The sequence below is a fragment of the Lujinxingia vulgaris genome (assembly GCF_007997005.1).
In the GTDB taxonomy this organism is placed as follows: Bacteria; Myxococcota_A; Bradymonadia; order Bradymonadales; family Bradymonadaceae; genus Lujinxingia.
Genome location: NZ_VOSL01000137.1, coordinates 24769 through 36233 on the forward strand (window position 1 = coordinate 24769; position 11465 = coordinate 36233).

Genomic DNA, 11465 nt, shown 5'->3' on the forward strand with positions numbered 1-11465 from the left:
AGCATGTACACCGTCCCCAACTTCGCCACCCTGCGACGCGTTTTGGATCGCCTCTACCAGCGCTACGACCCACCGTGCCGCGCCGAGGGCGACGACGTGCTCGGAACCCTGGTGCGCACGATCCTCAGCCAGCAGACCACTCGCGCGGCCACCGACCAGGCCTTCGGCGCCCTCCTGGAGCACTTTCAGGGTGACTGGCACCGCATCGCACACAGCGCCCCCTCCGAGTTGGAGACCTTAATCCGCCCGGCGGGGCTCGCCAGGCAAAAGGCGCAACGCATTCAGGCGCTCCTCACCCGGGTGTTTGACGACATGCAACGCTACGATCTGGAGCATCTGCACCAGATGGAACCTGAAAAGGCACGCACTTACCTTTTGACGTTCAAAGGCGTCGGCCCGAAGACCGCCGCCTTTACGCTGATGGCCGCCTGCGCCATGCCTCTCTTCCCCATGGATACCCACATCTTCCGCATCTTCGAGCGCCTGGGGTGGCTCGATCCATCACTCGACGATGAGACGGCCCACCGGCAGATGCAGGCGCTGATCCCCCCCGAGGATCGCCTCCCGGCCCATATGGCGCTGGTCGAACACGGCCGCACCCTCTGCCGGGCTCGAAACCCCTTATGCGAGCGCTGCCCGATCCTCGACGACTGCCCCACCGGCGCCGCGACGCCCTCGTCAGATTGAGTTCATGCGTCTCAGGGGTTCGGCCGGCGCTGCGTCAGCTCCAAAAGCACCCGCCCGGTGTCGCGAGGGTGCATAAACGTAATGAGCTTGCCGTGCGCCCCGTCGATCGGCGCCTCGCTCAGGAGGCGCACCCCGGCCTCCTCCATCCGCGCGCGCCAGGCTTCAATGTCGTCGCATCCCAGCGCAATATGATGGATCCCCTCGCCATTCTTCTCGAGAAAGCGCGCGATCGGGCTCTCGTCATGCAGGGGCTCCAACAGCTCAATCTTGGCCTCGCCAAGACGAAAGAACGCGACCTTGACCCCCTGGCTCTCCACCTCTTCGGTGCCTTCATAGGCCAGCCCGAGCACATCGCGGTAGAGCACCGCGCTGGCCTCCACCGAGCGCACCGCGATCCCGATATGATCGATCTTCTCTAACATCGTCACTCCCCGGGGTTGTCCCCGTTCTCTAAGGGCGCTATCACCCGCCGGTGGCGCACGCCAACCCGTTGCGGGCCACCTCTGCGGGTGCTAAAGTCCGCTTATTCTCAGCGCCGTCGTCTGTCGCATTCCTCTCAACCCGGGCGTCTTCCCGTGTCGACCTACGAGACCACCCATACCATCGCGCTGCCTGAGGATCATCCCGACGCGCCGCTCGATGTGCTCGCGGACTTCTTCGTGCACAACGGCTACATGCCACGTGTTGCAGACGATGCGACCGACACGCTGACGTTGACCCGCGGAACCCCGGGGGCCGGCTGGCGCATCAGCGAGATGAGCGGGCTGGGCACCACCCTCACCCTGCAGCGAGATGGCGACGAGGTGCGCGCCACTTACGTCATCGACATTCGCGGGCAGCACCTCAACGACGCCGAGCGGGGTTTCTGGCGTCGGGAGGCACGCGCCGCTCAGTCCTATCTGGAAAGCCCCGACCCCGACCACCTGGTCGATCTCCGTGACCAGGAGGCGACCCGCGCCCGCGTCGCTCGCCAGCGTATGCGCCGCACGGGCATGGGGGCCGCCATCGCCGCGTTTATCATCGTGACCGCTCTCTATTTCTTACTCAGCCAACTAGGGCTCGTACACGCCTAGCGCAGTTTGGCATACCACCTGCGGAGGTATGCATGCGCCGTCTTCACCTGACCCTCGAAACCGCCGATGGCACCCGCGCTCGCCACGCCATCGCCGACCGCTTCCCCTTCACCCTGGGGAGACAGCTCGACAACGATCTTCCCATCCCCTTCACCAGCATCTCCGGCCGGCATCTGAGCATTGATATGCTCGGAGAGCAGATCCTGGTCACCGACCTCGGGAGCACCAACGGTACTTTCATCGGGACGCATCGACTGAGCGCACACCATCCCACGGTCATCTCGCTGCACAACCCCCTCCGCCTGGGCGATCTCACCCTGATCCTGCAACGGGTCGAGAACGACGGCGACGCCTTCACCATGGCGCAGTCCTCGACCTCGCTGCACGAGATCGTTCACAACGCCCTCGATGAGAGCGACCAGTCCCGGCTTCATGCCTTCTTCGAGATCTTGAGCGGCCCGGGAAGCGGCCGCCGCTTCGCGCTCAACCGCCCCACACGCCACATCCTGGGCTCCGGCGATCACGTCGCTCTTCACCTGCCCGACCCTTCGATCCCCGGCGAGGCCGCCTGCGTCTATATTGAAGACGCGGTGTACCTGGTGGAGCCCCTGGCCGACGGCGCGCTCTCCCTTGATCGCGAGCCGATCTCCGAGCCCACCGCGCTCACCAGCGGCGCGCGACTGCAGGTGGGAGGCTGCGAGCTGGTCTTTGTCGATCCTCTCGAAGAGCTCGTCGAGCCGCTCTCGCCACCCAGGTCCATGCACCGCCCCACCATTAAGCTCGCCGATCCCGACACCGACGATCTTATGGCCACGCCGCCTCCGGTCGACGCGCCCCCCGGCGACGAGGATTCACCCCTCCTCGACGCCGACGCGCCATCCGCTCCCCCAGGCGCAGCGCACGCCCCGGTCCCAACGCCCCGCCGACGCGCACCGGTGGAGTACGCGCTCCTCGGAGCGGCCATCCTTCTCTTTGGGCTCACAGGCGCGCTGCTCTGGGCGTTTCTCTAAGCCGGTCAGCGCATGTGTCGTGCGCAGCACCCCACACAAAAAAGGCCCGGCAGCGTCGCTGCCGGGCCTTTCTCAATCACGTCGTACACGCGCTCATTGAGGCCCGAGCTCAGACCTCCACGATCTCCGCTTCCTTCTTCTCGAGCATCGCGTCGATCTTGGCGGTGAACTCCTCGGTGATGCTGTTGATCTTCTCGAAGCCTTTATGCATCTCGTCTTCGGTGATCTCGGAGTCCTTTTCCATCTGCTTGACCATATCGTTGGCGTCGCGGCGCTGGTTGCGCAGCGCGATCTTATGGTCTTCGCCAGCGCGGCGGGCCACCTTCACCAGCTCCTGGCGACGCTCACCGGTGAGCGCGGGGATCGGCACGCGAATCAGGGTGCCGTCGTTCGACGGGTTCAACCCCAGATCCGATATCTGAATGGCCTTCTCGATGTCCGAAATGATGTTCTTCTCCCAGGGCTGAATCGTGATGAGGCGAGGCTCCGGAACGCGGAGCGTGGCCACCTGGCTCAGCGGAGTGGGGCTGCCGTAGTACTCCACGCGCACGCCATCGAGCATGTTCACGTTGGCGCGACCGGTACGGATCTTGGTGAGCTCACGGCGCAGCTTGTTGAGCGTCTCTTCATAATCGCTGCGCAAACCTTCGATGACTTCCTGAACCATCTCTTATCCTCTCTATAACGAAACGTGAGCAACGTGGCCGAAGACCCGATTCAGGCTAAGCCCGTGGCGCCTGACGGCAAGCCCACGTCCTCGGTCCGGACTATTTAGGGTTGGGGCAAATCAACGTGCCCAGATCTTCACCCTCGATCACCCGTTTGATGTTCCCGGCCTGATTCAGATCGAAGACGATGATCGGCAGGTCGTTCTCCATGCACAGGCTGATCGCGGTGGAGTCCATAACGCGCAGATTCTTCGACAAGACATCGAGGTAAGTCAACCGCTCAAAGCGCTGCGCGTCGGGGTTTGTGCGGGGATCGCAGTCGTAGACCCCGTCGACGTTGGTGGCTTTGAGGATCACCTCGGCCTGCACCTCCATGGCGCGTAGCGCCGCGGCGGTGTCGGTGGTGAAGTAGGGGTTGCCGGTGCCGGCGCCGAAGATCACGACCCGCCCCTTCTCCAGGTGGCGGGTGGCTCGGCGGCGAATGTAAGGCTCGGCGACCTCTTTGATCTCCAGCGCGGTCTGCAGGCGCGTGGGCACGCCCAGGCGCTCGATGGCGTCCTGCAGGGCGATGCCGTTCATCACCGTGGCCAGCATCCCCATATAGTCGGCCGAGGTCCGGTCCATCCCGGCGGTGCTCCCGGCCACGCCGCGGAAGATGTTGCCTCCCCCGATCACAATGGCCACCTCCACGCCCATCTGCTGGAGCTCGGCGATCTCGCCGGCAAAGGTCTCCAGGGTGGACGGCGAGATCCCGTAGCCCTGGTCACCCTGCAAGGCCTCCCCGCTGAGTTTGATCAAGACCCTCTTGTAGTTGGCGGACATACTTGCTCCTCTCGTGCGCCTTTTTGCGCGGATGGTACAGCCCCCGAATTATGGGCGCTTTGCGGGCAAAAAAAAGGGCGCCCGGCGGGCGCCCTCTTCGCATCAGGAGCCGCGCAGCTGCTCGGCGACTTCTTCGCTCAGACTCTTCTCTTCTTTGGTGATCCCCTCACCCACCTCGAAGCGAACGAACGAGGCGATCGAGGCACCGGCCGACTTGACGAACTCACCGACGGTCTTGTCGGAGTCCTTCACGAAGGCCTGGCTCACCAGCACGCTCTCCGCGCGCCACTTCTTGATCTGACCGGTGAGCATACGCTCGATGATCTCGGCCGGCTTGCCGGTCTCGGCAGCGCGGGCGGCGAGGATCTCTTTGTGCGCGGCTTCGTCTTCGGCCGGGATGTCCGAGTCGTGAAGGTAGCCGGGCTTCATCGCGGCGATGTGCATGGCCACGTCGCGGGCCACGTCGAGCAGCGCCTCTTTGTCAGCGTCGCCGCTGGCATCGAGCTGCACCAGCACGCCAAGCTGATCGCCGGCGTGGGTGTAGGGACCGACCACGCCCGCGTCGACCTTGTAGCGCACAAAGCGGCGAACTTTGATGTTTTCGCCGATCGTGGCGATCTGCTCGGTGGTGTAATCGGCCACGCTCTTCTCGCCACCGGCGATGGTGACGTCCTGAAGGGCTTCGACCGAGTCCACGCCCGACTCACCGATGGTGGTGGCGATGCGCTCCACAAAGGCGTGGAAGTTTTCGTTGCGCGACACAAAGTCGGTCTCGCAGTTGACTTCGACCATCACCGCTTCGGTGGAGTCGTCGTTGGTCCAGATCTGAACCCGGCCTTCGGCCGCGGTGCGCGAGGCCTTCTTGGCGGCAGCCGCCGAGCCCTTCTTCTGCAGGTAGAGCAGGGCTTCTTCCAGGTCACCGTTGGTCTCCTGGAGGGCTTTTTTGCAGTCCATCATGCCGGCGCCGCTCATCTCGCGCAGCTTTTTGACTTCCTGGGCAGAAATCGACATCTTCGCTCCTTCGCTCGTATAGGTGCTAATTTCTTATAAAAAACGCGCACTTAGCCCAAAAAATCCCGAACTTCAGTGCGCGTTATGCGTGTGACCTTTGGGTCTTACTCGGCTTTGGCTTCGCCGCTGTCGCCTTCGGACTTCTCGGGGCGGCTCACGCGCTGGACTTCAACTTCGGCAGCCTTGCCCTTCTGAGGAGCGTTGAAGTCGGCCGACTCTTTGGCCGCTTCGCGCGCGCTCTGCTCGCGGCGCTGGCTGGCGGACTTGGAACCTTCCAGGCATGCTTCGGCGATCGCGCTGGCGAAGAGGCGGATGGCGCGGATGGCGTCATCGTTGCCGGGGATCGGGTAGTCGATCTCGCGCGGGTCGCAGTTGCTGTCGCACACGGCCACAACGGGGATGCCCAGCTTCTTGGCTTCTTTGACGGCGTTCTCTTCTTTCTTCGGATCGATGATGAAGAGAGCGCCGGGCACACCGTTCATGTCACGAATACCGCCGACGTTGTTCTCAAGGCGCTCTTTCTCACGCTCAAACATCAAGACTTCTTTCTTGGTGTACTTGGCGTAGGAGCCGTCGCGCGACATTTTGTCGAGCTCTTTGAGGCGGTTGATGCTGTTGCGGATCGTCTGGAAGTTGGTCATCGTGCCGCCGAGCCAGCGGTTGATCACGTAGAACTGACCCGCGCGCTCGGCCTGCTCACGGATGGCATCCTGAGCCTGCTTCTTGGTACCGACAAACATGATCGTCTCGCCCTTCGACGCGACCTTGGCGACGAAGTCGTAGGCGTCGGCGAACATGCGAACCGTCTGGCTCAGGTCGATGATGTGGATGCCGTTGCGCTCACCGAAGATGAAGGGGCGCATTTTGGGGTTCCAACGGTTGGTCTGGTGACCGAAGTGAACGCCGGCCTCCAGCAGATCGCGCATCGTAACTTGGTTCATGGTGTTGCTCCTGATGAGGAATTTGTTGGTCTTCCGCCTTCATCATCCGTTGGCACCCACCCCGATAACGCGACCTCGCGCACCGGAGCACCTGGGGCCTTCGTCCGAAGGCGTGCGGATTTGACGCCCCCCTTAACACAGGGATCCGGGGGTGGGCAAGCCCGGGTTAAACCCGAGCCCGCCCGGGATCGCGGCGACGCATCATTCGGTGGTTGCGCCCTGCCCTTTGAGCACGAGCATGCCGGCGCCAGCGCTCACCTGATCGCTGCGCAGGCTCACACCGAGGTCGTTGCCAACCACCACATTATCGTTAAGCGCCGCGCTCAAGAGCCCCTGGGTGCGGGTCACAAACTGCGCCGCCCCCCAGTTGGCCGCATCGGCGATGCGCGAGCCGGTGAACTCCACCTTCTCCAGATCGAGTGAGACGCGCCCCTCCTCGACTTTGAGCGCCGAGACCGCGCGCCCGTCCATCGAGAAGCAGCCCCAGTCGGCGCCGTGATTAAAGAGGCGGAAGTTCAGCCCCAGGGGCACCGCGTTGTTCGCGGCGCTTCCCACCTGCAGGGTGTCGATGGTCGCGTACGTCGGCCCGTTCTCAGCCTCATTGCCGGTGAGTGTGTAGCGACGCGCCACCTTGCCCTCGCGCATCGCCAGGCGCACACCTTCTACGATCAGGCCGGGTTGCACCCCCAGCGCCACGTTCTGGCCTTCACCAAGCTGCAACGCCGAGCCCAGCGCGGCAGCGTCGGAGCCGGGCGCGTCGAGGTTGGTGCGGATGCCCAGAATCAGCGCGTTGGAGCGGCTGTCGAGCTTAAAGAGCGAAGGCGTAAACTCCAGCCCCCCCACTCCGAAGTCGGGCATGGCGTAGCCGGCGATGCGCACCCGCGGCACCCGGTCGGCGAGCCGCTCTTTAACGAGGTTCATCAGCGCCGGCTCCAGCGTGCGTGCCCAGCTGGAGGGGAGCGCGGCGATGCTGCCGGTGATGCGCGGCGCGCCCAGGCGCACCGCCGCTGGCGAGTCGAAGTAGATGGCGACTTCGCCATTTGCGTCGCGCTCCACGCTTAGCGGTACGGTCCAGTCCACATCGCCGTTGAGCGCGCTGGATTGACGGCCGATCACCGGGATGTCGACGCCGAAGTCGCCGCCCCAGGCGCCTTTCATACGCACGCAGGTCTCACAGGCGCTCGACGCCTCGAGCTCCAGGGCCAGGCTCGGGCGCTGCACGCTGAAGTCCAACCCCTGCGTGCCGCTGACGGGGATCGTGCCCTGAAAGTTCAGCGTCTCGGTCAGCGCCGTAGCGAGCACGCGGTTTGCCAGGTCGTTGACCATGTCCATGCGCAGAGCCATCGCGATCTGCGGGGCTCCCTGCGGGTCAAGCTCACCTAAGGCGCCTTCGGCGCGTACCGCCTGCTCATACTCGCCTTCCACCTGGGTGCAGCTCGCGCTGAGCGCCTCACACCCGGTCGACGTGGTCAGCGCGAGCGAAGCCGCCACCAACGCGCCCAACCCGACCGCCGCGCCACCCGCCTTCATCGTCCATCCAGCCATCTTCATACAGCTCTACTCCTCTTCATACGCCGCCGAGTCTTCGGTCAGCATCTCATCGACCTGGTCCCAGGGGTTGTCCTGGCCCAGAAGTTCTTCTTCGAGCAGCGCCCACAACCTCGCGTTCTCTGCCTCGAGCGCGCGGGCGCGGGCGGCGAGCTCCAGAAAATGAGCGCACTCGGCCTGATTGGTGGCGCGGTGCACAAGCTCGCCCTGCTCGTCGTGGATCAAATAAAAACGGGTCTGCCGCTCCACCGACCAGCCCTCGGGCTCATCGGGAATGGGTCGACGAATCTCACGCAACTTCTCTTCAAACGCCTCTTTGCCCTCCCCTTTGATGCGCAGTCGGTCGCGGGCTTCCTTGCACAGACATTTATACTCGCTGCGGTACTCCTTGCAGCGCGCCCAGGCGATCACACTCTTCTTGAGCGGACACTCAATGGGCGCGTTGGTGCGGTCGTGGTATCCGGGCTTCGACATAAACACCTCACCATCGTAGATCGACTCAACCTGCGCCGACGGTCGCACCTCTGGGCCTGGCCCCGGCTGCTGGTACCGCCACTTGTGTGTCCGACCGCACGAACTTAACGCGAGAGCCGCTCCAGCGGCAACCACAGCCGGCGAGAAGCCCGGCGAGCGCCGCGCGCCCGGTTGCGCGCTGTAGCCAGCCGTGCCAGAAACGCAGCTCTGCCCGTGCTCAGACCCGGCCAAACCTTAACCCCCTGCCAGCGGCGGCGAGCCATGTTCGAATTTTTTCCCGGCTTTGATCCCGCGACCTTCGAGTGGAACTGGACCTGGTGGACAACAGTGGCCTGGGGCGGGCGAGTGCTGGGCATCGCGTTCATCCCTACGGTGCTGCTTCAGCGGGGTACACGCCCGATGGCCGCGCTGGCCTGGATTCTGACCCTGCTGGCGATGCCCTTCATCGGCGCGGCGCTGTGGTGGATCATCGGCCGCAACCATATGCGACGGCGCAAAAGGCGGCGATCGCGTGCCCAGGCGCGCATCTCGCGATCCTTCCATGATCTGGCCCGCGGCTCGGACTCCGAAGCCACCGTCGCCGCGGACAGCCCGCTCAGCCCGCTCTCCGCGGTCTCGCCAGCCCGAAACCTGGTCCTTCACGATGAACACGGGATCTTCCCGCCCATCCGCGACAACCTCGCCCGACCACTCCCCTCCTCGGCGGTGGCCTTTGACGCCTTTGAGGCGGCGATCCGGTCGGCAAAAGACCATATCCACTTTGAGTTCTTCATCTGGCGCGAAGACGCCACCGGCCAGCGCTTTCGCGATCTCCTCGCCGAGCGCGCCCGCGCCGGCGTCGAGGTGCGCATCCTCTACGACGCCATCGGCTCCTCGAGCATCCGCAAACGCTTTATCAAACCTCTGCTCGACGCCGGCGCCAGCGCCGCCCCCTTTCTCCCGGTGCGCCTTCTGGAGCGGCGCCTGCGCGTCAACTTCCGCAACCACCGCAAGCTGCTGATCATCGACGGGGAGGTCGGCTTTACCGGCGGGGTCAACATCGCTGACGACTACCTGGAGTGGTTCGATATGGCCGTCGAGCTGCGCGGCCCGATCGTCTACCAGCTCCAGGAGGTGTTTGCCGAGGACTGGCACTTTGCGACCGGCGAAGACCTGGCTGAAGAGCGCTATTTCAGCGGACTTTCCGAGCATGCGCCCCCCGCCATTGAGGCCGACGACGACGCCGATTTGAAAGCCCCCGACGGACTGCAACGCGACGATGCCACTGAGCACAACGAGGGATCGCGCGCCACCTCCACGATCGCCCGCGTGGTGGCCAGCGGCCCCGACGACACCCTCGATACCATCCACAAGATGTTCTTTCTGGCGATCACCTCGGCCACCGAGCGCCTCTACCTGATCACGCCTTACTTTGTGCCCGACAGCGCGATTATGGCCGCGCTGCAAACCGCCTCGATGCGCGGGGTCGACGTGCGCATCATCGTGCCCCAGCAGAGCGACGTGCCCATCACCCAGCACGCCGGCCGCTCCTACTGGGAGGGACTCCTGGAGGTGGGCGTACGCATCTTCGAGTACCGCGACCGGGTCTTGCACGCCAAGCTCATCGTCCACGACCGCGACCACGTCTTTATGGGGAGCGCCAACATGGACATCCGCAGCTTTCGACTCAACTTCGAGGCCAACTGCGTGCTGGAGAGCCACCCGCTCAACCGCCAGATGTGCCGACTTTTCCTTGAAACCCAGAGCCGCTCCACCGAGATTGAGCTCGACGCGCACCGCGCTCGTCCCTACCGCACCCGCCTGCTGGAAGGTTTTGCGCGCCTGCTCAGCCCGCTGCTCTAAGTCGCCCCTGCCCAGGTCTTCTCAGGATGCTTCCAACACTCGATGTCGTGCCCTCGCTGCACGATCTTACGATTCCCGAACATGGTGTGGTCCTCGCAGACGCAAACCTCCCCGAGGCGGTGCTCGCGCAGCTACCCGACCCCATCGTGGTGGAGGCCGGCGAGGGCTTGAAGTCGCTGGCGCGCCTGGGCGAGCTCGCCGAAGCGGTGCTCAATCGCCGCTCCACGCGCCCGATGGTGCTCGTCGGCGTAGGCGGCGGCTCACTGGGCGACGCGGTGGGATTTCTGGCCAGCGTGCTCTGGCGCGGCGTGGAGCTCTGGCATGTGCCCACCACGCTGCTGGCGATGGTGGACTCGGCTCACGGCGGCAAGACCGCGCTGAACCTTGGCGAGCGTAAAAACCAGCTGGGTAGTTTTTATATCGCGTCGCGGGTGGTGATCTGCCGCGAGCTCCTGGACTCGCTCCCGCTTGATGAGCGGGAGGCCGGGATGGTCGAAGCGCTCAAAGCGTTATGGCTCGACGGGTCGCCGGCGCTTGCGCATTTCGATGAGGCGGCCACCCTCCAGAGCCTGCTGGCCGCCCCGGTGCACGAGGCGGGTTCCGCGCTCGATGAGGTGATCGAGCAGGCCATCGCGCTCAAACTGCGCATTGTCAGCGAAGATCCGCGCGAGCAACGCGGCATCCGTACCTTTTTGAACCTGGGGCACACCGCCGGCCACGGCATTGAGGCCTTTGGCGGGCTGGGCCACGGCCCGGCCGTGGCCTGGGGGATGGCGGCCTGCGCCCTCTTAAGCTACCGCGACCTGGGGCTGGAGCGCGCCCAGGCCACCCGTCTCCTGACGCACCTCGACCCCTTGCTGCGCCCTCTCCCCTTTTCGTTCGACGACGCCACCCGCGCCCGTTTTGTCGCGAAGGTCGGCGCCGACAAGAAACGCCGCGACGGCCGCCTCATCTCCATCGGGCTGCGCGCTCCGGGCCACCCCGAACTCACCACCGCCTGGGAGGCCGAGCGATGGTGGGAGGCGCTCATGGAGGTCCACGAGATCTGGCGCACGCGCGATCTCACGATTCGCCGCGGCCGCCCCACCGGGCACACCCCGCGTCTGCCGGTGGATAAGTCGCGGGCGCAACGTTTCGCGGTGATCAAGGCCCTGCGCGACGCCCCGGTGGACTTTGACCCCGGCGATGAGACCCCGCCGGACGATGTGCGGCTGACCTCGGCGGCGCTCAGCGCGATGGCCAGCGATGCCCACGCCCCGCTCGACCTGTACCTTGGCGAGGGGGCCACCGGCGGTCGCTTCGCGCTGGCGGCGGCAGCGGCGCGCCCCGGCGTCACGCGCCTGCGTTTTGCGCCGGGGCTCCTTCGGCGCCCGCATCAACCGCTGATCG

Annotated in this window: 12 protein-coding genes; 5 read left to right on the forward strand and 7 right to left on the reverse strand. The window is 65.0% G+C overall.

Annotated features, from left to right (window positions below; translation table 11 throughout):
* Nucleotides 1–3: 3 nt before the first annotated feature.
* Entirely contained in the window at nt 4–687 is a 684-nt protein-coding gene (locus FRC96_RS18515) for an endonuclease III domain-containing protein (RefSeq protein WP_230470440.1), read from the forward strand.
* 11 nt (nt 688–698) lie between these two features.
* Here FRC96_RS18515 and mce read toward each other — a convergent pair whose 3' ends face one another.
* Nucleotides 699–1109 carry a methylmalonyl-CoA epimerase gene (gene mce, locus FRC96_RS18520; RefSeq protein WP_146976710.1) on the reverse strand — a complete coding sequence of 137 codons (411 nt, stop codon included), beginning with the start codon at nt 1107–1109 and terminating at the stop codon, nt 699–701.
* A gap of 153 nt (nt 1110–1262) precedes the next feature.
* Between mce and FRC96_RS18525 the strand changes: the two genes are divergently transcribed.
* Both FRC96_RS18525 and FRC96_RS18530 read left to right on the forward strand, forming a co-directional pair.
* Nucleotides 1263–1760: a hypothetical protein gene (locus FRC96_RS18525; protein ID WP_146976712.1), complete on the forward strand. Its 498-nt coding sequence runs from the start codon at nt 1263–1265 to the stop codon at nt 1758–1760.
* Nucleotides 1761–1792: 32 nt separating this feature from the next.
* Nucleotides 1793–2770 carry an FHA domain-containing protein gene (locus tag FRC96_RS18530; protein WP_146976713.1) on the forward strand — a complete coding sequence of 326 codons (978 nt, stop codon included), beginning with the start codon at nt 1793–1795 and terminating at the stop codon, nt 2768–2770.
* Nucleotides 2771–2879: 109 nt separating this feature from the next.
* Here the strand turns inward: FRC96_RS18530 and frr are convergent, their stop codons facing one another.
* The 6 genes from frr to FRC96_RS18560 form a co-directional block, all read right to left on the reverse strand.
* Nucleotides 2880–3437: a ribosome recycling factor gene (gene frr / locus FRC96_RS18535; RefSeq protein WP_146976715.1), complete on the reverse strand. Its 558-nt coding sequence runs from the start codon at nt 3435–3437 to the stop codon at nt 2880–2882.
* A gap of 100 nt (nt 3438–3537) precedes the next feature.
* Nucleotides 3538–4260 carry a UMP kinase gene (gene pyrH / locus FRC96_RS18540; protein ID WP_146976717.1) on the reverse strand — a complete coding sequence of 241 codons (723 nt, stop codon included), beginning with the start codon at nt 4258–4260 and terminating at the stop codon, nt 3538–3540.
* A gap of 102 nt (nt 4261–4362) precedes the next feature.
* Complete coding sequence (gene tsf, locus FRC96_RS18545; protein WP_146976719.1) at nt 4363–5271, reverse strand: translation elongation factor Ts; 909 nt, start codon at nt 5269–5271, stop codon at nt 4363–4365.
* Nucleotides 5272–5375: 104 nt separating this feature from the next.
* Entirely contained in the window at nt 5376–6212 is an 837-nt protein-coding gene (rpsB, locus tag FRC96_RS18550) for a 30S ribosomal protein S2 (RefSeq protein ID WP_146976721.1), read from the reverse strand.
* Between the two features lie 201 nt (nt 6213–6413).
* On the reverse strand, nt 6414–7763 hold the full coding sequence (locus FRC96_RS18555; RefSeq protein ID WP_146976722.1) for a hypothetical protein: 1350 nt from the start codon (nt 7761–7763) through the stop codon (nt 6414–6416).
* Nucleotides 7764–7769: 6 nt separating this feature from the next.
* Complete coding sequence (locus tag FRC96_RS18560) at nt 7770–8234, reverse strand: hypothetical protein (RefSeq protein ID WP_146976724.1); 465 nt, start codon at nt 8232–8234, stop codon at nt 7770–7772.
* 261 nt (nt 8235–8495) lie between these two features.
* Between FRC96_RS18560 and FRC96_RS18565 the strand changes: the two genes are divergently transcribed.
* Entirely contained in the window at nt 8496–10076 is a 1581-nt protein-coding gene (locus FRC96_RS18565; protein ID WP_146976726.1) for a phospholipase D-like domain-containing protein, read from the forward strand.
* Nucleotides 10077–10102: 26 nt separating this feature from the next.
* The coding region (locus FRC96_RS18570; protein WP_146976727.1) for a 3-dehydroquinate synthase at nt 10103–11465 on the forward strand (1363 nt) is incomplete at its 3' end.

Coding starts and splice junctions, on each gene's coding strand:
- FRC96_RS18515 (WP_230470440.1), top strand. CDS start 4: ATGTACACCGTCCCCAACTTCGCCACCCTGCGACGCGTTTTGGATCGC.
- mce (WP_146976710.1), bottom strand. CDS start 1,109: ATGTTAGAGAAGATCGATCATATCGGGATCGCGGTGCGCTCGGTGGAG.
- FRC96_RS18530 (WP_146976713.1), top strand. CDS start 1,793: ATGCGCCGTCTTCACCTGACCCTCGAAACCGCCGATGGCACCCGCGCT.
- frr (WP_146976715.1), bottom strand. CDS start 3,437: ATGGTTCAGGAAGTCATCGAAGGTTTGCGCAGCGATTATGAAGAGACG.
- pyrH (WP_146976717.1), bottom strand. CDS start 4,260: ATGTCCGCCAACTACAAGAGGGTCTTGATCAAACTCAGCGGGGAGGCC.
- tsf (WP_146976719.1), bottom strand. CDS start 5,271: ATGTCGATTTCTGCCCAGGAAGTCAAAAAGCTGCGCGAGATGAGCGGC.
- rpsB (WP_146976721.1), bottom strand. CDS start 6,212: ATGAACCAAGTTACGATGCGCGATCTGCTGGAGGCCGGCGTTCACTTC.
- FRC96_RS18555 (WP_146976722.1), bottom strand. CDS start 7,763: ATGAAGATGGCTGGATGGACGATGAAGGCGGGTGGCGCGGCGGTCGGG.
- FRC96_RS18560 (WP_146976724.1), bottom strand. CDS start 8,234: ATGTCGAAGCCCGGATACCACGACCGCACCAACGCGCCCATTGAGTGT.
- FRC96_RS18565 (WP_146976726.1), top strand. CDS start 8,496: ATGTTCGAATTTTTTCCCGGCTTTGATCCCGCGACCTTCGAGTGGAAC.